Annotated in this window: 19 protein-coding genes; 11 read left to right on the top strand and 8 right to left on the bottom strand. The window is 65.2% G+C overall.

Features of this window, described 5'->3' with window-relative positions:
* Window positions 1-14: 14 nt before the first annotated feature.
* The 4 genes from earP (at window position 15) to M0765_RS18355 (ending at window position 3,633) form a co-directional block, all read left to right on the top strand.
* Window positions 15-1,112, top strand: a complete 1,098-nt coding sequence (gene earP, locus M0765_RS18370; RefSeq protein ID WP_258505248.1) for an elongation factor P maturation arginine rhamnosyltransferase EarP — start codon at window positions 15-17, stop codon at window positions 1,110-1,112.
* A gap of 176 nt (window positions 1,113-1,288) precedes the next feature.
* Window positions 1,289-1,843, top strand: a complete 555-nt coding sequence (gene efp, locus M0765_RS18365; RefSeq protein ID WP_012746921.1) for an elongation factor P — start codon at window positions 1,289-1,291, stop codon at window positions 1,841-1,843.
* 85 nt (window positions 1,844-1,928) lie between these two features.
* Entirely contained in the window at window positions 1,929-2,708 is a 780-nt protein-coding gene (locus M0765_RS18360; RefSeq protein WP_258505246.1) for a crotonase/enoyl-CoA hydratase family protein, read from the top strand.
* 61 nt (window positions 2,709-2,769) lie between these two features.
* Entirely contained in the window at window positions 2,770-3,633 is an 864-nt protein-coding gene (locus tag M0765_RS18355; RefSeq protein WP_258505245.1) for an LOG family protein, read from the top strand.
* A 27-nt stretch (window positions 3,634-3,660) separates the two neighbouring features.
* Here M0765_RS18355 and M0765_RS18350 read toward each other — a convergent pair whose 3' ends face one another.
* Genes M0765_RS18350 through pncB form a run of 5 tightly spaced genes read right to left on the bottom strand, consistent with a single transcriptional unit; the run spans window position 3,661 to window position 9,886 of the window.
* Window positions 3,661-4,824, bottom strand: a complete 1,164-nt coding sequence (locus M0765_RS18350) for an MFS transporter (protein ID WP_258505243.1) — start codon at window positions 4,822-4,824, stop codon at window positions 3,661-3,663.
* On the bottom strand, window positions 4,821-6,176 hold the full coding sequence (locus tag M0765_RS18345) for a DNA recombination protein RmuC (protein WP_126747364.1): 1,356 nt from the start codon (window positions 6,174-6,176) through the stop codon (window positions 4,821-4,823). Before M0765_RS18345 ends, M0765_RS18350 begins: the two co-directional genes overlap by 4 nt.
* Before the next feature lie 50 nt (window positions 6,177-6,226).
* On the bottom strand, window positions 6,227-7,213 hold the full coding sequence (locus M0765_RS18340) for a 2-hydroxyacid dehydrogenase (protein WP_258505242.1): 987 nt from the start codon (window positions 7,211-7,213) through the stop codon (window positions 6,227-6,229).
* Between the two features lie 14 nt (window positions 7,214-7,227).
* Window positions 7,228-8,640, bottom strand: coding sequence for a sodium:proton antiporter (locus tag M0765_RS18335; protein ID WP_258505241.1), 1,413 nt, complete (start codon window positions 8,638-8,640; stop codon window positions 7,228-7,230).
* Window positions 8,641-8,665: 25 nt separating this feature from the next.
* The gene (pncB, locus tag M0765_RS18330) at window positions 8,666-9,886 is read right to left on the bottom strand and encodes a nicotinate phosphoribosyltransferase (protein WP_258505239.1); all 1,221 of its coding nucleotides are present in this window, start codon (window positions 9,884-9,886) and stop codon (window positions 8,666-8,668) included.
* Window positions 9,887-10,061: 175 nt separating this feature from the next.
* On the opposite strand from pncB, the gene M0765_RS18325 reads away from it, so the two are divergent.
* Both M0765_RS18325 and M0765_RS18320 read left to right on the top strand, forming a co-directional pair.
* Window positions 10,062-10,295, top strand: coding sequence for a CsbD family protein (locus M0765_RS18325; protein WP_157613120.1), 234 nt, complete (start codon window positions 10,062-10,064; stop codon window positions 10,293-10,295).
* 83 nt (window positions 10,296-10,378) lie between these two features.
* Window positions 10,379-10,786 carry a hypothetical protein gene (locus M0765_RS18320; RefSeq protein WP_258505237.1) on the top strand — a complete coding sequence of 136 codons (408 nt, stop codon included), beginning with the start codon at window positions 10,379-10,381 and terminating at the stop codon, window positions 10,784-10,786.
* Window positions 10,787-10,854: 68 nt separating this feature from the next.
* On the opposite strand, the gene M0765_RS18315 is transcribed toward M0765_RS18320, so the two are convergent.
* Window positions 10,855-11,298: an acyl-CoA thioesterase gene (locus M0765_RS18315; protein WP_258505235.1), complete on the bottom strand. Its 444-nt coding sequence runs from the start codon at window positions 11,296-11,298 to the stop codon at window positions 10,855-10,857.
* Window positions 11,295-12,221 carry a histone deacetylase family protein gene (locus tag M0765_RS18310; RefSeq protein ID WP_258505234.1) on the bottom strand — a complete coding sequence of 309 codons (927 nt, stop codon included), beginning with the start codon at window positions 12,219-12,221 and terminating at the stop codon, window positions 11,295-11,297. Before M0765_RS18310 ends, M0765_RS18315 begins: the two co-directional genes overlap by 4 nt.
* A gap of 185 nt (window positions 12,222-12,406) precedes the next feature.
* On the opposite strand from M0765_RS18310, the gene M0765_RS18305 reads away from it, so the two are divergent.
* Together M0765_RS18305 and M0765_RS18300 are read left to right on the top strand one after the other, a co-directional pair.
* Window positions 12,407-12,958: a phasin family protein gene (locus M0765_RS18305; RefSeq protein WP_126747372.1), complete on the top strand. Its 552-nt coding sequence runs from the start codon at window positions 12,407-12,409 to the stop codon at window positions 12,956-12,958.
* Between the two features lie 226 nt (window positions 12,959-13,184).
* Window positions 13,185-13,943, top strand: a complete 759-nt coding sequence (locus M0765_RS18300; protein ID WP_157613116.1) for a 3-hydroxyacyl-CoA dehydrogenase — start codon at window positions 13,185-13,187, stop codon at window positions 13,941-13,943.
* Here M0765_RS18300 and M0765_RS18295 read toward each other — a convergent pair.
* On the bottom strand, window positions 13,891-14,832 hold the full coding sequence (locus M0765_RS18295) for a YihY/virulence factor BrkB family protein (protein WP_258505233.1): 942 nt from the start codon (window positions 14,830-14,832) through the stop codon (window positions 13,891-13,893). The genes M0765_RS18300 and M0765_RS18295 overlap by 53 nt on opposite strands.
* Window positions 14,833-14,925: 93 nt before the next feature.
* On the opposite strand from M0765_RS18295, the gene dnaG reads away from it, so the two are divergent.
* The 3 genes from dnaG to M0765_RS18280 all read left to right on the top strand — a co-directional run bounded on the left by dnaG (window position 14,926) and on the right by M0765_RS18280 (window position 20,919).
* The gene (gene dnaG, locus M0765_RS18290) at window positions 14,926-16,908 is read left to right on the top strand and encodes a DNA primase (RefSeq protein WP_258505232.1); all 1,983 of its coding nucleotides are present in this window, start codon (window positions 14,926-14,928) and stop codon (window positions 16,906-16,908) included.
* A gap of 335 nt (window positions 16,909-17,243) precedes the next feature.
* A complete protein-coding gene (rpoD, locus tag M0765_RS18285; RefSeq protein WP_258505231.1) occupies window positions 17,244-19,598 on the top strand; it encodes an RNA polymerase sigma factor RpoD in 2,355 nt (784 codons plus the stop codon).
* An 85-nt stretch (window positions 19,599-19,683) separates the two neighbouring features.
* A complete protein-coding gene (locus M0765_RS18280) occupies window positions 19,684-20,919 on the top strand; it encodes a multidrug effflux MFS transporter (RefSeq protein WP_126747377.1) in 1,236 nt (411 codons plus the stop codon).
* The last annotated feature ends 1 nt before the right edge of the window (window position 20,920 follow it).

Below are 20,920 nucleotides of genomic sequence, written 5' to 3'. Positions count from 1 at the left end.
GGCACACTGGCGCCATGCAATGGGACATCTTCTGCAAGGTCATCGACAACCACGGCGACCTGGGCGTGTGCTGGCGGCTGGCCAGCCAGCTGGCAGCGCTCGGCGAGTGCGTCCGGCTGTGGATCGACGACGCCACGGCGCTGCACTGGATGGCGCCCGCCGGCTGCGAGGGCGTGAGCGTGGTCGACTGGCTCGACGCCGCCGCCGTCCGGCAGGCGGCCGCGGCCCCGCCGCCCGACGTGCTGATCGAAGCCTTCGGCTGCGAACCGGCACCCGAGCTGATCGCCCGCTTCGCCGAGCCGCCGGCCGCGGGCGGGCCGGGCCGGGCGTGGATCAATCTCGAATACCTGTCGGCCGAGCCCTATGTGGAACGGCTGCACGGGCTGCCTTCGCCGGTGTTCAAGGGACCTGGTGCGGGACTGACCAAGCGCTTTTTCTATCCCGGCTTCACGCCGGCCACCGGCGGACTGCTGCGGGAGCCCGGCCTCCTGGAACGGCGGGCGCATTTCGACCGCGGGCAATGGCTGGCGGCGCAGGAAATCCCCTGGCGTGAAGGCGAGCGGCTCGTCTCGCTCTTCTGCTACGAACCCCCGGCGCTGGCGACCCTGCTCGAGCAACTGGCGGCAGATCCGCAGCCGACCCGGCTCCTGGTGACTTCAGGCCGCGCCGCCCATGCGATCAGGGCGTTCTTTTCAAGCCGGCAACGGCCGGACCACGGGTTTTCAGACTGGGGAGCGCTATCAATTTCATACCTGCCCTACCTCACGCAGCCCGATTTCGACCATCTTCTGTGGACCTGCGACCTGAACTTCGTGCGCGGCGAAGATTCGCTGGTGCGCGCCCTCTGGGCCGGCGCCCCGCTGGTCTGGCAAATCTACCCGCAGGACGATGACGCGCACCACGTGAAGCTCGGCGCCTGGCTCGACTGGCTCGGCGCTCCGCCCTCGCTTCGGCAGTTTCACCACGCCTGGAACGGCTTTGGCGACGGCGCCCTGCCCCCTCTCGAAACGCTGGACGCGTGGCGTGAAACGGTGCTCGCCGCCCGCCAAAGGCTGTGCCAACAAGAGGACTTGGTCACGCAACTGCGGCATCTGGTCGCCGGAAAAAGCTAAAATAGCAGGCTTTGCGGATTTCGGCCCGGATTACACAGATCCGAGATGCTGTCCGCCAAACCTGCCGCGGGACATGTACCGCGGGGCCAAGAACGCCGGCAAGACGTTGCACCGCAACATTGCAAACGTCGCCCATGGCCCCGTGCACCGAGCGGCCAACATCCAGAGAACCTGATATGAAAATCGCTCAAGAAATCCGCGCCGGCAACGTCATCATGCACGGCAAGGACCCGATGGTCGTCCTCAAGACCGAATACAGCCGCGGCGGCCGCAACTCCGCCACCGTGCGCATGAAGCTCAAGAGCCTGATCGCCAACTTCAACACCGAAGTGGTCTTCAAGGCCGACGACAAGATCGACCAGATCGTGCTCGACAAGAAGGAGTGCACCTACTCCTACTTCGCCGATCCGATGTATGTCTGCATGGACACCGAGTACAACCAGTACGAAGTCGAAGCCGAGAACATGGGCGACGCCCTGAACTACCTCGAAGACGGCATGCCCGTCGAAGTGGTGTTCTACGACGGCAAGGCCATTTCGGTCGAACTGCCCACCAGCGTCGAGCGCGAAATCACCTGGACCGAGCCGGCCGTCAAGGGCGACACCTCGGGCAAGGTGCTCAAGCCCGCCAAGATCGCAACCGGCTTCGAAGTGCCGGTCCCGCTCTTCGTCTCGCAAGGCGACAAGATCGAAATCGACACCCGCACCGGCGAATACCGCAAGCGCGTCTAAGCGCTTGCTGGCGGGCCGAACCGCCACCCTGACAAAAGGCTCCGAAAGGAGCCTTTTTTCGTTGATGGGCGTACCCTTTGCCCTCATGAACACGTACGCCAGCGTTCGCACCGAAATCGATGGGCCGGTCAGCACCATCGTCATGAGCCGCCCGAAGCAGCGCAATGCCGTCGACCGGCCCATGGCCGACGCGCTGCGCGCCGCCTTCGAGCGCTTCGAAGCCGACGAAAGCCAGCGCGTGGCCGTGCTGTGGGGCGAGCACGGCACCTTCTGTGCTGGCGCTGACCTGGGCGCGGTCGCCGATCCTGCCCGGCGCAATGAGCTCGACCCCGAGGCTGGCGGCTCCGCGCCCATGGGGCCGACTCGCATGGCGCTGAGCAAGCCACTGATTGCCGCCATCAGCGGCCATGCGGTGGCCGGCGGGCTCGAGCTGGCCCTGCTGGCCGACCTTCGGGTGGCCGAAGAAGATGCGGTGCTGGGCGTGTTCTGCCGCCGCTGGGGCGTGCCGCTGATCGACGGCGGCACCGTGCGGCTGCCGCGCATTGTCGGCATGGGCCGCGCGCTTGACCTCATCCTGACGGGCCGGCCCGTAAGTGCCCAGGAAGCGCTTGCCATGGGCCTGGTGAACCGCCTCGTGCCAAAGGGCCAGGCCCGCGAGACAGCCGAAGCGCTTGCGCGCGAGATTGCGGCCTTTCCACAGCAATGCATGCTGGCGGATCGCCATTCCGCCTACGCCCAGTGGGAGTTGCCGCTCGCCGAGGCGCTGCAGCAGGAGGGACGCCTGGGTGTTCCGATCGTCGCGGCCGAAGGCGCTTCGGGCGCCGAGCGTTTTGTGCGAGGTGCGGGGCGGCACGGCACTTTCTGAACCGGCGGGCATGCCGGTTGCAAGGCTGCACAATGCACCCGTCTTCCTGTCTGATTCCTCCATGAACAACACGCACGACCTTCACGACAAACGCCTCGCCGATGCCTGGGCCACGCTCAAGACGCATTCGGAAAAAGGCCTCCCGCTCGACCCCGATCCCTCGCGCATCGCCTTCGCGGACCCCGAGTTCTTGCTGCGCCGCGAAACCCGCGGCATCCGCATGCAGCTCGAGCTGATGAAGCCCGACCTCGAGCAGCGCGCCCACGGCATCGAAAACACCGTGGTGGTGTTCGGCAGCGCCCGCTTCCGCAGCGAGGAAGAAGCTGCCGCGCTGGTCGCCCAGGCCGAAGCCAGCGGCGATGCCGTCGCGGCCGAGCGCTGGCGCCGGCTGGCGCGCAGCTCGCACTATTACGAGAAGGCGCGTGCCTTCGGCAAGCTGGTGGCGCAATACAGCGAAGGCAAGCAGCCCGAAGACAAGCTCTTCGTCTGCACCGGCGGCGGCCCCGGCATCATGCAGGCGGCCAACCGGGGCGCTCATGAAGGTGGCGGCCTTTCGGTCGGCCTTGCCATTGCGCTGCCGATGGAAGAAGAAGCGAATCCGTACGTCACGCCGGCACTGAGCTTCAAGTTCCACTACTTCGCCATCCGCAAGATGCATTTCATGATGCGTGCGAAGGCGCTGGTGGCCTTCCCGGGCGGCTTCGGCACGCTCGACGAGCTGTTCGAAGTGATCACGCTGGTGCAGACCAAGAAGTCGAAGCCGGTGCCGATCGTGCTGTTCGGTTCGGCCTACTGGAAGAAGCTGATCGACTTCGACTTCCTGGTCGAGGAAGGCGTGATTTCGCCGACGGACGTGAAGCTGTTCGAGTACGTCGACGCGCCCGAAGACGCGTGGGACGCCATCAAGCGCTTCTACAAGCTGTAAGCGCAAACAGCGCCGCGCCTCGGGCTTTCAGGCCTTCAAGCCCCAGGTGGCCCGGGCACCCAGCGCAACCACGGCGCCCACCACCCAGAAAACGCCGGCAATGCCGATCAGCGCGCCGATCGAGCCGAACAGCATCGGCATTGCCACGCTCGATGCATTGATGGTCATGAGCCGCAGGCCCAGCGCCTCACCGTGCCGCTCGTGCGGCGTGATCTGGTGCAGCATGCTCATCACCATGGGCTGCACGGCCCCGAGCGCGAAGCCCAGCACCACGGAGCAGAGCCCCATGGTCAAGGCCGAATCGAGCAGCGGATAGACCGCGAACACCGCCGCCGTGACGATGGTCGAAATCAGGATCACGCTGCGCTCCGACGCGCGCGAGGCGATGAGCGGCAGCACGACTCGGATGGCGGCCGCCGCAATGGCAAAGGCACCAAGAATGGAGCCGATGACCGAAGCGCTGATGCCGCGGTCGTGCCCCAGCACGGGCAGCACGAAGGCATGCACGTCCCAGCTCGACGACTGCAGCCAGTTCACGAACAGCAGCCGCCGGAACATCGGTTCGCGCAGCAGGTCCCAGGCCCGCGTGGGTGCGGCCCCTGCCGCGGGCGCGACGGGCGGAGGTTCGTGCGCGCCGCGCGCAAACAGCCAGCAGGCGATGGACAGCAGAGCCATGGCCGCAAAGCAGACCCGGAATGCCAGCATGTCCGCGGGCGCCCGGCCGGCGTGATCGATGAGCATGCCGGCGACGAACGGGCCGACGAAATTGGCGACCGCGGGCGCAATTGCGAGCCAACTGAACACGCGCTTGAGTTGCGTGGCGTTGGTGGCGGAGCGGCCCACATGCCGCTGCAGCGCAATGACCGTTGCGCCCGTGGCACCGCCGGTCAGCAGCGCCGCCAGACACATGACCGGGAAGACCGGAAAGATCACCACGAGCCCCGCACCGCCCGAAGCCGCCAGGACCGAAAGCCACAGCGGCCGCTTGAAGCCGTGCCTATCGGCAAACCTGCCCGCCGGCAGCGCAAGAAACACCTGCGTGAGCGCGAACAGCGCAATCAGCACGCCGACCGCCGCTGCGCTGTATCCCTGCTGCAGCGCCAGCAGCGGCGTTGCGAGCCGCATGCCGGCCATGGTGGCGTGCAGGCACACCTGGGCCCCGATCACGCGCAGCAGTTCGGAGCCTTTCACGGAGTGTCGTCGCCCTCGCTGTCGGCCGTGGGGGGCAGCAGCACCTGCGACTGCGCCTCGGGCAGCGCCTCGACCTTGCGCAGTGCGAGGCGCATCTGCTTGGCGCGCGTGTCGGCCTTGTCGAGCGTGTCGGAGGCCTTGGCCACCTGCTCCTTGATGCGCGACACCCATTCGCCGTACCGCTCGAATTCGGTCTTGACCGCGCCCAGCACCTTCCAGACCTCCGAGGCCTGCTGCTCGAGGGCCAGCGTGCGAAAGCCCATGTGCAGGCTGTTGAGCATTGCGAGCAAGGTGGTCGGCCCCGCCAGCGTCACGCGGTGCTGGCGCTGGATGGCATCCATCAGGCCCGGTCGGCGCAGCACCTCGGCGTAGAGGCTTTCGACCGGCAGGAACAGAATCGCGAAATCGGTGGTGTGCGGTGCGGCAAGGTAGTTCTCCGCAATCGACCTGGCTTCGCTGCGGATGCGCGCCTCGAGGGCCTTCGCGGCAAGCTCCGCCCCGGCCGCATCGGCGCGCTCATGCGCATCGATCAGGCGCTCGTAGTCGTCGCGCGGAAACTTGGCGTCGATCGGCAGCCAGACCGGCGCGCCGTCGTCGCCACGGCCCGGAAAGCGGATGGCAAAGTCCACCCGCTGGCCGCTGCGCGGCTTGGTCTCGATCTGCTTGGCGTACTGGTCCGGTGTGAGCACCTGCTCGAGCAGCGCCTCGAGCTGCACTTCGCCGAACACGCCGCGCGTCTTCACGTTGGTCAGCACGCGCTGCAGGCTGCCGACGCCTACCGCCAGCGTCTGCATTTCGCCCAGGCCCTTGTGCACCTGCTCGAGCCGGTCGGCCACCTGCTTGAAGCTTTCGCCCAGCCGCGCCTCGAGCGTGCTCTGCAGCTTCTCGTCGACGGTCTTGCGCATCTCGTCGAGCTTGGCGGTGTTGCTCTGCTGCAGCTGCGCCAGCTGCGCTTCCATGGTCTCGCGCACTTCGGCGAGACGGCGTGCGTTGGAATCGCTCAGGCCCTGCAGCTGTGTGTTGAGCGTGTCGGCCAAGCTCTTCTGCAGCGATGCGAGCTGCAGCGAGAAAGCATCGAGCTGCGCGTTCTGCGTGCGCGTGGCCTCGGCGCCCTGCTGCACCAGTGCCTGCTGGAAGGTGGCGAAGGCCTGTGCGGTTTCTTGCCGCGCGCCGCGCGAGCTCTCGCCGATTTCATGGCGCAGCTCGCGCTCCGTGCGTTCGTTGGCCGCGCCCATGGCGGCCAGCACAGTGAGCATTTCGCTGTGGTCGGGCTTGGGCTGGCGGCGCGCAAGCAGCCAGATCACCAGCACGAGCTGCACCACGGCAAAGGCGGCCAGCAGAAGAAGAATCAAGTCGGTCGATTGCAAAATGGGATCGCTGTTTTCGCTTGGATTTGTGGGTGTTACTTGCCGGCCGCCGGAACGGGCGTGACGGGCGTGAGCGGCCCCTTGCCGCCGAACCAGGCGATGAGGTTGTCGGCCGCAAGCTCGGCCATGGCGCGGCGCGTGGGCACGGTGGCGCTCGCAATGTGGGGCGTGAGCACCACGTTAGGCACCGTCAGCAAATCTGGATGGACTTTGGGCTCGCCTTCGAACACGTCCAGGCCCGCCGCCGCAATGCGCTTTTCACGCAGCGCCACGGCCAGCGCCGCATCGTCGACGATGCCGCCGCGCGCAATGTTCACCAGCGTGGCGGTCGGCTTCATCAGCGCAATTTCGGCTGCGCCAATGGTGTGGTGCGAAGCGGGCGAATACGGCACCACCAGCACCACGTGATCGGCGGTCTTCAGGAGCTCTTCCTTGCTGACGTAGCTGGCCTTGCATTCGGCCTCGAGCGAGGCGTCGAGGCGCGAGCGGTTGTGATAGACCACCTTCATGCCGAAGCCGTGCGCGCCGCGCTTGGCAATGCCCTGGCCGATGCGGCCCATGCCGATGATGCCGAGCGTCGAGCCGTGGATGTCGGAGCCGGCGAACATGTCGAAGCTCCACTTCTGCCACTTGCCCGCGCGCAGGAAGTGTTCGCTTTCGGTAATGCGGCGGGCCGTGGCCATCAGGAGCGCAAAGCCGAAGTCGGCCGTGGTCTCGGTGAGCACGTCGGGCGCGTTGGTGCCCAGCACGCCGTGCGCGGCCATCGCATCGACATCGAAGTTGTTGTAGCCCACGGCCATGTTGGCGCAGATTTTCAGGTCGGGGCATGCGTCGAGCACCGCGGCATCGATGCGCTCGCTGCCGGTGGTAAAGGCGCCCTGCTTGCCCTGGAGCCTGGCGATCAGCTGCTCCTTGCTCCAGCTCTCGTCGGACTGGTTCGACTCGACTTCGAAATGCTGCGAGAGGCGTTCGATGGTTTCGGGAAAGATCGCGCGTGCGACCAGGATCTTGGGCTTGCTCATGATGATGTCTGCGCCTAGCGGAAGAAGATGAAGGTGGAGAGAACGAACAGCGGTATCAGGATGGCCACCGACCATGCCATGTAGCCGAAGAAGCTGGGCATGCGAACGCCCCGGCTCTCGGCAATGGCCTTGACCATGAGGTTGGGCGCGTTGCCGATGTAGGTGTTGGCGCCCATGAACACGGCGCCGGCCGAAATGGCCGCCAGCGTGGTGGCGTAGGTGGTCATGAGCGTGGCGGCATCGCCGCCTGCGGTATTGAAGAACACTAGGTAGGTCGGCGCGTTGTCCAGGAACGAACTCAGGATGCCGGTGGCCCAGAAGTACATCGCCGGATCGGGCAGGCCGTCGGGCCGGGTCACCGCCGCCACCACCGAGCTGAAGGGCCCGTGCACGCCCGCCTTGAGCATGGCAATCACCGGGATGATGGTCAGGAAGATGCCCGCGAACAGCTTGGCCACCTCCGCCATCGGGCCCCATTCGAACTGGTTGTCGGCATGCACCTTGGCCGAGGTGATCTTGAGCGAAAGCAGCGTGATGGCGATCAGGCCGATGTCGCGCACCAGCCCCGGCAAGCCGACACGCGTGCCGAACACATCGAAGCCCGTGGGCGACTTCCAGATGCCCGAGAGCAGCACGAAGAAGATGATGCCGCCGAGCAGCCAGAAGTTGGCCGCGCCGTCGAAGCCGACGCGCTGGGTATCGGGCGTCGGGTCGAACGGCAGCACGCCCTCCTTGCGGTAATGATGGCGGTCGATCACGTAGAACAGCGCGAGCAGCAGGCCGACCAGGAACAGCGTGTTGGGCAGGATATGCCGCGCCGTCCAGAAAAAGTCGACGCCCTTCAGGAAGCCGAGGAACAGCGGCGGGTCGCCCAGCGGCGTGAGCGAACCGCCCGCGTTCGACACGATGAAGATGAAGAACACCACCACGTGCGCCTTGCTCACGCGGTTGTCGTTGGCGCGGATCAGCGGCCTGATCAGCAGCATCGAGGCGCCCGTGGTCCCCATGAAGCTCGCAAGCACAGCGCCAATCGCAAGAATGGCCGTGTTGAGCCCGGGCGCGCCATGCAGGTTGCCGCGAATGTGGATGCCCCCCGCCACCGTGAACAGCGCGGTGAGCAGGATGATGAAGGGGATGTACTCCTCCACCAGCGCATGCACCAGCTGGGCGCCGGCCAGCGGCGCCCCGTAGATTGCGGCAAAGGGAAGAAGAAACGCCAGCGCCCAGGCGGCCGATATCTTGCCGTAGTGGTGGTGCCAGAAGCCCGGGGCCAGCAGCGGCAGCAGCGCAATCGACAGCAGGATGCCCGCGAACGGAACACCCCAGAGCGCAGAAAGCTTGCTGCCGTCGAATTCGGCAGCCATGGCAAGCGCGGGAAACATCATCGGCAGCACTGCGGCCGCCGCCAGGCGAACTGTTTTTTTCATGGAGCCGTACCGTACCAGACGGGCGTCAGGCCGGCGGCTGTTCGATCTCGAACACCTGGCGCAGGTACGCCAGGTATTTTTCGTCCTCGCACATATTCTTGGACGGCGTGTCCGACAGCTTGGCCACGGGCTGGCCGTTGCAATTGATCATCTTGATGACGATCTGCAGCGGCTCGTAGCCCAGGTCGTTGGTGAGATTGGTTCCAATGCCGAAAGCCAGCTGGCAGCGCCCGCGGAACTGCTGGTAGAGCTCGATGGTGCGCGGCACCGTGAGGCCGTCGCTGAAGATCAGCGTCTTGGTGAGCGGATCGACACGGTTGGCCGCGTAGTGCGCCAGCATGCGTTCACCCCACTGGAAAGGATCGCCGCTGTCGTGGCGCGCACCGTCGAACAGCTTGCAGAAGTACAGGTCGAAGTCGCGCAGGAAGGCGCTCATGCCATACACGTCGGACAGCGCAATGCCCAGGTCGCCGCGGTATTCACGGGCCCAGCTCTCGAAGCCGAAGATCTGGCTGTCGCGCAGCCGCGGGCCGAGCGCCTGGCAGGCCTGCAGGTATTCATGGGCCATGGTGCCCAGCGGAATAAGGCCCAGCTTCATGGCGTACAGCACATTGCTGGTGCCCGCGAGCTGCGGCAGCCGCGCACCGGGCTTGGGATGCAGCGTCGGCGGCGTCACCGCGCCCAGCCGCGCGTTGAGCGTGCGCAGCACTTCTTCATGCCAGTCCTTGGAAAAGCGGCGGCGCGTGCCGTAGTCGGCAATCTTGAGATCGGCCAGCCCGGCGTCCTGCAGCTGCCCGATCTTGGTCTCCAGGCGCCGCCGGCCTTCCTCGAAGTCGGGCTTCTTCTGCGTGTTGCGGAAGTAGACCTCGTTCACGATGGCCAACACCGGAATCTCGAACAGGATGGTGTGCAGCCACGGCCCCTGGATGCGGATCTCGAGCTCCCCCGAGGGTTGCGGAATGATGTTGATGTACTTCCCGTTGAGCCGGAAGAGCCCGAGAAAGTCGACGAAGTCGCTCTTGATGAAACGCATCGACCGCAGGTAGGCCAGCTCGGCGTCCCGGAACTGCAGCGAGCAGAGGCTTCGCACTTCTTCCCGTATCTGCCCTGCGAACTGGGCCAGGTCGACGCCGGGGTTGCGGCACTTGAACCGGTACTCGACCCGGGCGCCGGGAAAGTGATGCAGGACGACCTGCATCATGGTGAACTTGTAGAGGTCGGTGTCGAGCAGGCTGTGAATGATCATGGTGCGGCGCGCGTTGTCTCAAGCTTTTCGGCGTGCGTTCGATTATCACGGGCAGCGTCGGCTTGTGCCTACGGGGCCTGCACTGCACGTCCTACCGCCAGGGTGAATCGGTCCCGCCACATTTTGTTCACGGCGGCCAACGAGCCCGCCGAATCAACCGTACAAGGAGATTCGCATGAACAAGGACACCATCGAAGGCAACTGGAAACAGCTCAAGGGCAAGGTCAAGGAGCAATGGGGCAAGCTGACCGACGACGACTTCGACGTCATTGCCGGCAAGCGCGACCAGCTCCTCGGTCGCATCCAGGAACGCCACGGCATCAGCCGCGACGAGGCCGAAAAACAGGTCAAGGAATGGGAATCGCGCGACGGCCGCACGCCTGACACCCTCTGGTATGAAAAGTACTGACGGCCGGGTGGCTTGAAGGCCGCCCCGCGCCCTGATTTCTTTCCAACTTCACTTTTTCAACTTCAAAAAGAAAGAACACCAAAATGAAAAAACATCTGCTCATGCTCGCTCTCGCTTCGACCTGTTTCATGGCCACGCACGCCAGCGCGATGACCAAGGACGAATACAAGGCCGCCAAGGACAAGATCGAAGCCGACTACAAGTCCGCGAAGGCCCAGTGCGACGCAATGAAGGACAACGCAAAGGACGTCTGTCAGAAGGAAGCCAAGGGCGCGGAGAACGTGGCCAAGGCCGAACTGGAGCAGCAATACAAGCCGAGCGATGCACACGCACGCAAGGTTGCTGAAGAAAAAGTGAAGGCCAAGTACGAAGTCGCAAAGGAAAAGTGCGACGACCAGGCGGGCGATGCCAAGTCTGCCTGCGAGAAGCAGGCCAAGGCCGACGAAGCCCAGGGCAAGGCCGACGTCAAGGCCATGAAGAAGACCATGTAAGACCGCGGCGGTCCCAACCGGATCGCGGCAAGAAAAAACGGCGCCCTCGGGCGCCGTTTTTCATGGGGTCAGGTCTTCAGGGAGTCGACGACTTGCTGCAGCGCCTCGGGCAACGGCACCGGCCGCTTCGTGGCCCGGTCGACATACACATGCACGAAGTGGCCCTGCGCTGCCGCCGTGTCCGAGCCTTCCGCAAAGAGCGCAATCTCATAGCGCACGCTCGACCGGCCCGCCTGGGCCACGCGGATGCCGGCTTCCACCGTTTGCGGAAAAGCAATCGGCGCGAAGTAGTTGCACTGCGTCTCGACCACGAAGCCGATGGTCTGGCCCTGGTGGATGTCGAGCGCGCCGCGCTCGATCAGCAGCGCATTCACCGCCGTGTCGAACCAGCTGTAATAGACGACGTTGTTGACATGGCCGTACATGTCGTTGTCGGCCCAGCGCGTGGGGATGCTGCGAAACGCGCGGTAGCCGCTCCGGGAATTCGGCGTGGGTTTGGTGGCGGAGCTCATCGCGCGGCATTTTGCCAGCGGCGCCAATATTCGAAGGCCACCTTGAAGGTGCCTAGCTGCACCTGCACCGTCTCGGCAATGTCGCTGGCGTAGCCGCCGGCCATGGCAAAGGCCACCGGAATGCGGCGTTGCCAGGTCCAGTCGAACACCCGCCGGTCCCGCGCCTCCAGGCCGTCGAACGTCAGCTTGAGTCGCCCGAGCCGGTCGCGCTCGAAGGGGTCGGCACCCGCCAGGTAGATCACCAGCCCGGGCGCAAAGCGCCGGTCCAGCTCGTCGAGCGCATGCTCGAGCGCCGTGAGGTAGTCGGCATCTCCGCAGCCGTCGGGCAGTTCGACGTCGAGATCGCTTGCTTCCTTGCGGAACGGAAAGTTCTTCTGGCCGTGCAGCGAGAGCGTGAAGACACTCGGGTCGTTGCGAAAGATGCTCGCCGTGCCGTTGCCCTGGTGCACGTCAAGGTCGATGACCGCCACCTTCAGCTGCCGGCCGCTGCGCCCATGCTCGGCCTGCATCAGCCGCGCGGCCACGGCAGCGTCGTTGAAGACGCAGAACCCGCCGCCCTTGTCGGCATAGGCGTGGTGCGTACCGCCTGCCATGTTGGCCGCCACGCCGCCGGCAAATGCCGCGCGGCAGGCCGCGATGGTCGCCCCTGTAGAGCGGCGCGAGCGCTCGACCATCGCCTCGCTCCAGGGAAAGCCGATTTCCCGCATCGCCTGCGGGCTCACGCTGCCGTCGCTGATGGCCGCTATCCACTGCGGGGTGTGGGCCAGCGCCAGTTCGCCGTCGGTGGCGCGCGGCGCCTGGTCCATGTCCACCCCGGGCAGGTGCTCGAGCAGCCGGTCGCGCAGCAGCGCGTAGCGGGACATCGGAAAGCGGTGGCCGGGCGGCAAAGGCAGGACGAACTGGCCGGAATAGAAGGCGCGCATGGCTGCATTCTGGGGCGCGAGCCGAATTTAGAAAGTGTGTTCTAAATTGCTGCAAAGCAGCAAAACCCCCTTGATCGCAAAGCTGTGCTGCCTATACTTGAGGCCATGCTGCACCGCAACAAAAACAAAGACGACGAGGCAGCGCAACGTGAACCGACCACCATCATCCTTACTGGAGATTCCACATGGCACTGACCGCTGACCAAATCCTCGCCGCCCAAAAAGCAAACCTCGAAACCCTGTTCGGCCTGACCACCAAGGCTTTCGAAGGCGTCGAGAAGCTCGTCGAACTGAACGTGACCGCTTCCAAGGCTGCCCTGGCCGAAGCCGCCGGCACCGCCCAAGCTGCCCTGAACGTCAAGGACGCGCAAGAACTGCTGACGCTGCAAGCCAGCCTGTTCCAGCCCCTGGCCGAAAAGACCGCCGCCTACAGCCGTCATCTTTATGACATCGCCCAAGGCACCGGCGCCGAGTTCACCAAGGCTTTCGAAGCCAAGGCTGCTGAAGCCCAGCAAACCTTCGTCGGCCTGGTCGACAGCGCTTCCAAGAACGCACCCGCCGGCTCGGAAACCGCCGTTGCCGTGCTGAAGAGCGCCGTGGCTGCCGCCAACAACGCTTTCGAATCGGTCCAGAAGGCCGTCAAGCAAGCGTCGGACGTTGCCGAAGCCAACTTCAACGCCGTGTCGTCGCAAGCCGTCGCCGCCGCGAAGACCGCGACCACCGCTCGCAAGCGCTAAGCCGCCCACCACCACCAGTTGTCTCCTTGGGTCCTCACGGATCCAATTCATGGCTTCATCTCCGGATGAGGCCTTTTTTTGAGCACTTTTGCTCGCCCCCAGGCTGCGCGCACTTCGTGTCGCTTCTCCTCTCCCCCCTACCGGGGGCAACACCAGAGGCCCGGCAGAGCCGGTTCCTCGGTGTTTCTGGCTTGGATAATGCGGGTCTTATTTCAGGAGACTCTCAATGCAGATCGACGGCAAGGTTTTTATCGTGACCGGTGGCGCTTCGGGCCTCGGCGAAGGCACGGCGCGCATGCTGGCCGCCAATGGCGGCAAGGTGGTCATCGCCGACATGCAGGCTGAAAAAGGCGAAGCCGTCGCAAAGGACATCGGCGGGGTGTTCGTGAAATGCGACGTGAGCCAGGAAGCCGACGGCCAGGCGGCGGTTGCCGCGGCCCAGAAGCTCGGCAAGCTGGTGGGCCTGGTCAACTGCGCGGGCATTGCGCCGGCCGAGAAGACCGTGGGCAAGAACGGCGCGCATGCGCTGGCCGTGTTCAGCAAGACCGTCACAGTCAACCTGATCGGCAGCTTCAACATGATCCGCCTCGCGGCCGAGGCCATGAGCAAGAACGAACCCGAAGCCACCGGCGAGCGCGGCGTGCTGATCTCGACCGCCTCGGTCGCGGCCTACGACGGGCAAATGGGCCAGGCGGCCTACAGCGCCTCGAAGGGCGGCGTGGTCGGCATGACGCTGCCCATTGCGCGCGACCTGGCCCGCAACGGCATCCGCAACATGACCATCGCCCCCGGCATCTTCGGCACGCCCATGCTCTTCGGCATGCCGCAGGAAGTGCAGGACGCGTTGGCCGCCAGCGTGCCCTTCCCTTCGCGCCTGGGAACGCCCGAGGACTACGCCAAGCTTGCCAAGCACATCATCGAGAACGACATGCTCAACGGCGAGGTGATTCGTCTCGACGGAGCGATTCGACTTCCGCCCCGGTAAGCGGCGGCACCGCCGTGCTGCCGGTGCGGTCCAGGCGCTCGTACTGCGCGATGACCTGGGCCCCCAGCAGCACGAGCGTGGCGGCAATCTCCAGGCTCAGCAGCACCACGATGGCCGTGGTGAGCGAGCCGTAGACCACGTTGACCTGCGAGAGCGTCGAGAAGTACCAGATCAGCACGTGCCGCGTGGCCTCCCACAGCAGCGCCGCCGTCACGCCGCCCAGCAGCGCGTGGCGCAGCGACATGCGGCCGGCCGGCATCACCAGGTAAAGCGAAGTCAGCATGAAGATTTCGCCGCCCAGCCCGAGCAGGTAGAGCAGCAGCCCCGACACGCCCGACAGCGACCAGTTGCGCCCGAACAGGTCGACGCTCTCCTGCCCCACGAGCTGCAGCGCACCCGACACCAGGGTGACCAGCAGCAGCCCCACGCACAGGCACAGGATGTAGATGTAGGGCATGACGGCCGACACCGCGAAGTGGCGCTTGTGGTCCGCCTTGCGGTGATGAAAGATCACCGCCATTGCGCTTTCGAGAATGCTGAAGGCCAGCGAGCTGAAGAAGATCATCGTGACCAGCAGCACCGGTCCCATCACGTCCCGGTGGTCCAGGAAGTTCGACAGTTCCCCGACAATGGCCTTGGACTGCCCGGGCAGCAGCCACTCGAGGTACCGGCCGATGGTGCGCAGCAATTCCGCCTGTTCGATCACATGCGACATCGCGATCACGCTCACGATGAGCAGCGGCACGATGGAAAGCAGTGCGTAATACGCCACCGCGCCCGCCAGCAGCAGGCCCTGGTTCGCGCGAAACGCCTTGAGCGCGTCCCACATGAATCGGAGGGGGTGGCGCAGCAGCGGCGCGACGTGTTGCAATGGCTTGGGCGTCTTCATGCGTGAATTCCGGGGCGTTCATCCGGTGCGGGCAGTATGCCGCCCGGCGCAGGCGTTCCGCCGCTTGCGTATGATTTGCCGCTCTTCGCCTACATGACCATCCCCGCTTCTTTCATCCAGGAACTCATCGCGCGCGCCGACGTGGTGGAGATCGTCGGGCGCTATGTGCAGCTGAAGAAGGCCGGCGCCAACTTCATGGGCCTGTGCCCGTTCCACGGCGAAAAGTCGCCCTCCTTCTCGGTCAGTCCCACCAAGCAGTTCTATCACTGCTTCGGCTGCGGGGTGCACGGCAACGCCATCGGTTTTCTCATGGAGCATGCAGGCATGGGCTTTGTCGAGGCGGTGCACGACCTGGCCGGCCAATATGGCCTGCAGGTGCCCGAGGACGACGCCTCGCCCGCCGAACGCGCCCGCGCCGCGAACCAGCGCCAGAAGCAGGCCACCCTGACCGACGTGCTCGAAAAGGCCGGCGAGGCCTACCGCAAGGCGCTGCGGCAGGCGCCCGGCGCCATCGAATACCTGAAGGGCCGCGGCGTTTCGGGCGAAGTGGCCAAGCAGTTCGGCATCGGCTACGCGCCGGCCGGATGGCGCGCCCTGGCCAGCGTGTTTCCGGACTACGACGACCCGCTGCTCGCCGAAAGCGGCTTGGTCATCGTCAACACCGAAGACGGCGCCGAGGACGCCAAGCGCTACGACCGCTTCCGCGACCGCGTGATGTTCCCCATCCGCAACGTCAAGGGCGAATGCATCGGCTTTGGCGGGCGGGTACTCGGCGACGAAAAGCCCAAATACCTGAACTCACCCGAAACGCCGGTCTTCAGCAAGGGCCGGGAGCTCTACGGCCTGTACGAGGCGCGCGCCGCCTTCCGCGAGCGCGGCTATGCGCTGGTGACCGAGGGCTACATGGACGTGGTCGCCCTGGCCCAGCTCGGCTTTCCGAATGCGGTGGCCACCCTGGGCACGGCCTGCACCACGGAGCACGTGCAAAAGCTCTTCCGGTTCACCGAATCGGTGGTGTTCAGCTTCGACGGCGACGCGGCCGGCCGGCGCGCCGCGCGCAAGGCGCTCGACGGTGCCCTGCCCTATGCCACCGACGTGCGCAGCATCAAGTTCCTGTTTCTGCCGGCCGAGCACGACCCCGACAGCTTCATCCGCGAATTCGGCGCCGACGCGTTCGCGCGGTTCGTGCAAGAGGCCACGCCGCTCTCGCGCTTCATGATCGAGGCCGCGCGCGAGGGCTGCGACCTCACCACCGCCGAGGGCCGCGCCCACATGAGCAGCAACGCGCGGCCGCTCTGGAGCGCCATGCCCGACGGCGCGCTCAAGCGGCAGATGCTGAGCGAGATCGCCACGCTGGTGCAGCTGGACGCCAAGGCCCTGTCGGAGCTCTGGGCCGCCACGCCGGGCCCGCGCAAGGCGGCGGCGGCACCCGCGCCGCGGCATTCCGGCGAGCCGGGCGATCCGTTCGACTACCCCGACATGCCGCCCCCGGCCGAATACGAACCGCCCCGCTACGAAAGCGATAGCGGCAGCAAGCCCCGTGGCAAATTCATCAAGGGCAAGCGCTGGGGCGGCAAGTTCGAGGCCCCCATCGAGCCCCTGCGCGGCCGCGGCAAGCCGCCGAGCCGGCCCGACGTGGCGGTGCGGCTGCTGCTGTCGAACATGGCGCAGTGGGAAGCCCTTTCGCATGAGCTCCATGTGATGCTGTGCGACCTGCCGGGCCAGCACGGGGCGCTTTTTACCTGGCTGGACAGCCAGCTGCACGAGCACGGCGTGCAGCCCTGGGCGGCGTTGCGCGAAGGCATGCGCGGGCTCGACTTCGAACCGCTGGCGGAACGGCTCATGAGCGTGTCCGAAGCGGCGCCGGTGCCCGAGGGTGAAGAAGACCAGCACCTCGCCGATGCGGTCAAGGAGCTGTCGAGCGTGCTCGATTTCATGCTCGACGACCGCCTGAAAGCCCAGCAGAGCGAGGCCATTGCCGCTGTGGGCACGGACCCGAAGGCCCTGGAGCGCTACAAGGCCCTGGAGGCGCGAAGGCTCGAATTGCGCACCCGGTTGAAGCCCTCCAGTGCATAAAGTGCTTGAAATTTGCGCAATAGGCTATAATGTAAGGCTTCGCAACTGGCGAAATTAGGCAAGAGCGACAGCAGCACCTCCGGGCCGACCCCTAGCGCAACGCACTCCAACGGAAAAAATCCGTCGGAAAGGGTCAATAACCGCAAGGACTGCACACCAAATGTTCGCCCGACATCTTGCCTGACGAGGAATTTCTTCCTCTTTCCCAATTGTCTTGTCCGTGCCTGTGCGCGGGCTTTGTGTCTCGTCCGTGCTGTGCACGGGCCGTGGCGGTGCTGCCCATGTGGCGGCGCCCCTGTGATTTCGCTTGGTCCATCTTGCTGTAACGAGGTCGTATGCCCAGTTCAAAGAAGCCTGCTCCTTCACTCGCCAAAGGCGTCGCCGCAAAGTCTGTCGCAGAAAAACCGTTGAAAGCCGGCGTTATGCCGGCAACTAAGTCGGGTGCCGCCGCGTCCAAATCGGCAGCCGCAACGAAAGTGAAAACCGTGCCCACGAAATCGACCTCCATCGACGATCCGAAAAAAGCCGCCGCCAAGACGGTTGCCGCCGCCCCTGCCGCCAAGAAAGTCGGCCGCCCGCCCAAGGCCGCCGGTGCTGCCGCGCCCGCCACCGGTGCCAAGCGCGGCCGCAAGCCCAAGGCCGGCAATGACGCGCCCGAAAGCGACATCGACCTGTCGGACATCGAGGAAGACCTGGTCGGCGACGAACCCGCAACCGCAACGACGACCGAGGAAAAGGTCAAGCCGCTGCGCATGAAGATCAGCAAGGCGAAGGAACGCGCCTTGATGAAGGAATTCGGCCTCGACGAGACGGTGCTCTCCGAGGAAGACCTGGCCAAGCGCCGCTCGCGCCTGAAGACCCTGATCACGCTGGGCAAGACCCGCGGCTACCTCACGCACGGCGAAATCTCCGACCACCTGCCCGACAAGCTGGTCGACGCCGAGACCATGGAAGTCGTGGTCACCATGCTCAACGACATGGGCGTGGCGGTGTACGAGCAAACGCCCGACGCCGAGACCCTGCTGCTGAACAACACCGCGCCCACCGCCACCACGGTGGAAGAAGCCGAAGAAGAAGCCGAAGCCGCGCTCTCCACGGTGGACAGCGAATTCGGCCGCACCACCGACCCCGTGCGCATGTACATGCGCGAAATGGGCACGGTCGAGCTGCTGACGCGCGAAGGCGAAATCGAAATCGCCAAGCGCATCGAAGGCGGCCTCATGGCCATGATGGAAGCCATTTCGGCCTCCCCCGCCACCATCGCCGAAATCCTGCGCCTGGCCGCGGACATCCGTGAAGGCAAGGTCGTCATCTCCACCGTGGTGGACGGCTTCTCGAACCCCAACGAGGCCGACGACTACGTGGCCGAAGAAGACTTCGACGAATTCGACGAGGAAGACGACGACGACGGCAAGGGCGGCTCCAAGGCGCTGACCAAGAAGCTCGAAGAACTCAAGCGCGACGCGCTCGAGCGCTTCGACCGCATTGCCGTCATGTTCGAGAAGGTCCACAAGATCTACGACAAGGAAGGCTACGGCACGCCCGCCTACCAGAAGGCCCAGCAGGCCCTGTCCGACGAGCTCATGACGATCCGCTTCACGGCGAAGACCATCGAGAAGCTGTGCGACCTGGTTCGCACGCAGGTCGACGACGTGCGCAAGAAGGAGCGCGAGCTGCGCCGCATCATCGTGGACAAGTGCGGCTTCCCGCAGGACGAGTTCATTCGCGACTTCTCGGGCTACGACAAGAACGGCAACCGCGTGCCGTCGAACCTGCTCAACCTGAAGTGGGTCGAGAAGCAGGCCGCCTCCGGCAAGCCCTGGAGCGCCGTGCTCGCGCGCAACATTCCGCCGGTGCAGGAACTGCAGCAAAAGCTCGCCGACATCCAGTCGCGCGTGGTGGTGCCCCTCACGCAGCTGAAGGAAATCAACAAGCGCATGAACGAGGGCGAATCGTCCTCGCGCGACGCCAAGAAGGAAATGATCGAGGCCAATCTGCGCCTCGTGATCTCCATCGCCAAGAAGTACACCAACCGCGGCCTGCAGTTCCTCGACCTGATCCAGGAAGGCAACATCGGCCTCATGAAGGCGGTCGACAAGTTCGAATACCGCCGCGGCTACAAGTTCTCGACCTACGCCACGTGGTGGATCCGCCAGGCGATTACCCGGTCCATCGCGGATCAGGCTCGAACCATCCGCATTCCGGTGCACATGATCGAGACGATCAACAAGATGAACCGCATCTCGCGCCAGCATCTGCAGGAGTTCGGCTTCGAGCCCGACGCCAGCATCCTGGCCGCGAAGATGGAGATCCCGGAAGACAAGATCCGCAAGATCATGAAGATTGCGAAGGAGCCGATCTCGATGGAAACCCCCATCGGCGACGACGACGATTCGCACCTGGGCGACTTCATCGAGGACAGCAGCAACACGGCCCCCATCGAGGCCGCAATGCAGGCGGGCCTGCGCGACGTGGTCAAGGACATCCTGGACAGCCTCACGCCGCGCGAAGCCAAGGTGCTGCGCATGCGCTTCGGCATCGAGATGAGCACGGACCACACGCTGGAAGAAGTCGGCAAGCAGTTCGACGTGACCCGCGAGCGCATCCGCCAGATCGAAGCCAAGGCCCTGCGCAAGCTCAAGCATCCTTCGCGTTCGGACAAGCTGCGCAGCTTTATTGATACGCTCTAAGCCGGTCTCCCGGTATTTCTCTGACGAGGAGGCGCCCGCAAGGGCGCTTTCTTTTTCGGATAAGAAAAATGGAGCAAACCTCACCATGAATCCCGATGCAGACAAGCTCTGGCTGGCCCCGCGCTGGGCGCTTGCCGTGCTGCTCGCAGTGCTGGGCATGCTCGGTCCCTTTTCCATCGACACCTACATTCCGGCCTTCTCGGGCATCGCGCGCTCCATCGGCGCCACGCCCGCCGAAATGCAGCAGACGCTTTCGGCCTACCTGTTCGGCTTTGCGTTCATGAACCTGTTCCACGGCGCGCTGTCGGACAGCTTCGGCCGCCGACCGGTGGTGCTGTGGGGGCTTGCGGTGTTCACCATTGCCTCGCTGGGCTGCGCGCTGTCGCAGAACATTGCGCAACTGGTGCTGTTCCGCGGCCTGCAGGGCCTTTCGACCGGCGCGGGCATCGTGGTCTCGCGCGCGGTCATCCGAGACATGTTCCCGCCGGCCGATGCGCAGCGGGTGATGAGCCAGGTGACGATCTACTTCGGCGTGGCGCCGGCAATTGCACCGATCGTCGGCGGCTTTCTTTTCGTTCATGCCGGCTGGCATGCGATCTTCTGGTTCCTGGTGGCGGTCGGCGTGATTTTGTTCGTGGCCAACTACAAGCTGCTCCCCGAAACCCTGCACCAGAGCCAGCGCCAGCCGTTCCAGGTGCGCCACCTGATGCGCGGCTACTGGGACCTGTGCTCCGATCCGCGCTTTCTGCTGCTCGCCTTTGCAAGCGGTGTTCCGTTCAACGGCATGTTCCTCTATGTGCTGGCGGCGCCCGCCTTCCTGGGCGATCACCTCGCCCTGGCGCCGACGCAGTTCTTCTGGTTCTTCCTGCTGACCATCGGCGGCATCATGTCCGGCGCATGGGCCAGCGGTCGCATGGCGGGCAAGGTGGCGCCCAAGCGGCAGATCCGCGACGGCTTTCTGATCATGCTGGTGACATCGCTGGTGAACGTCGCGGCCAATGCGCTGTTCACCGCGCACGCCGCATGGGCGCTGTGGCCGCTCGCGGTGTTCGCCTTCGGCTGGGCGCTGATGGTGCCGGTCGTCACGCTGCTGGTGCTCGACCTCCATCCGGAGCGGCGCGGCATGGCCTCGTCGCTGCAGGCCGTGATCGGCTCCACTGCCAACGGCATTGTTGCCGGCGTGGTGGCGCCGCTGGTCATGCATTCCACCTTGGCCCTAGCGTTGACCTCGATGCTGATGCTGGGCATCGGCCTGGTCGCCTGGGTCTGGCTGCACGGGCAGTGGCCCGAAATCGGCCGCCGCGTGGCGGCGGAGGTCTGAC

It is taken from the genome of Variovorax sp. S12S4 (assembly GCF_023195515.1).
Classification (GTDB): domain Bacteria; phylum Pseudomonadota; class Gammaproteobacteria; order Burkholderiales; family Burkholderiaceae_C; genus Variovorax.
The sequence above is the reverse complement of the archived record's forward strand: the minus strand, read 5'-3'. Positions and strand labels throughout refer to the sequence as shown.

What these genes read in the sequence shown, in the direction of transcription:
- earP (WP_258505248.1), top strand. Translation starts at nt 15, where the DNA reads ATGCAATGGGACATCTTCTGCAAGGTCATCGACAACCACGGCGACCTG.
- efp (WP_012746921.1), top strand. Translation starts at nt 1,289, where the DNA reads ATGAAAATCGCTCAAGAAATCCGCGCCGGCAACGTCATCATGCACGGC.
- M0765_RS18360 (WP_258505246.1), top strand. Translation starts at nt 1,929, where the DNA reads ATGAACACGTACGCCAGCGTTCGCACCGAAATCGATGGGCCGGTCAGC.
- M0765_RS18355 (WP_258505245.1), top strand. Translation starts at nt 2,770, where the DNA reads ATGAACAACACGCACGACCTTCACGACAAACGCCTCGCCGATGCCTGG.
- M0765_RS18340 (WP_258505242.1), bottom strand. Translation starts at nt 7,213, where the DNA reads ATGAGCAAGCCCAAGATCCTGGTCGCACGCGCGATCTTTCCCGAAACC.
- M0765_RS18335 (WP_258505241.1), bottom strand. Translation starts at nt 8,640, where the DNA reads ATGAAAAAAACAGTTCGCCTGGCGGCGGCCGCAGTGCTGCCGATGATG.
- pncB (WP_258505239.1), bottom strand. Translation starts at nt 9,886, where the DNA reads ATGATCATTCACAGCCTGCTCGACACCGACCTCTACAAGTTCACCATG.
- M0765_RS18325 (WP_157613120.1), top strand. Translation starts at nt 10,062, where the DNA reads ATGAACAAGGACACCATCGAAGGCAACTGGAAACAGCTCAAGGGCAAG.
- M0765_RS18320 (WP_258505237.1), top strand. Translation starts at nt 10,379, where the DNA reads ATGAAAAAACATCTGCTCATGCTCGCTCTCGCTTCGACCTGTTTCATG.
- M0765_RS18315 (WP_258505235.1), bottom strand. Translation starts at nt 11,298, where the DNA reads ATGAGCTCCGCCACCAAACCCACGCCGAATTCCCGGAGCGGCTACCGC.
- M0765_RS18310 (WP_258505234.1), bottom strand. Translation starts at nt 12,221, where the DNA reads ATGCGCGCCTTCTATTCCGGCCAGTTCGTCCTGCCTTTGCCGCCCGGC.
- M0765_RS18305 (WP_126747372.1), top strand. Translation starts at nt 12,407, where the DNA reads ATGGCACTGACCGCTGACCAAATCCTCGCCGCCCAAAAAGCAAACCTC.
- M0765_RS18300 (WP_157613116.1), top strand. Translation starts at nt 13,185, where the DNA reads ATGCAGATCGACGGCAAGGTTTTTATCGTGACCGGTGGCGCTTCGGGC.
- M0765_RS18295 (WP_258505233.1), bottom strand. Translation starts at nt 14,832, where the DNA reads ATGAAGACGCCCAAGCCATTGCAACACGTCGCGCCGCTGCTGCGCCAC.
- dnaG (WP_258505232.1), top strand. Translation starts at nt 14,926, where the DNA reads ATGACCATCCCCGCTTCTTTCATCCAGGAACTCATCGCGCGCGCCGAC.
- rpoD (WP_258505231.1), top strand. Translation starts at nt 17,244, where the DNA reads ATGCCCAGTTCAAAGAAGCCTGCTCCTTCACTCGCCAAAGGCGTCGCC.
- M0765_RS18280 (WP_126747377.1), top strand. Translation starts at nt 19,684, where the DNA reads ATGAATCCCGATGCAGACAAGCTCTGGCTGGCCCCGCGCTGGGCGCTT.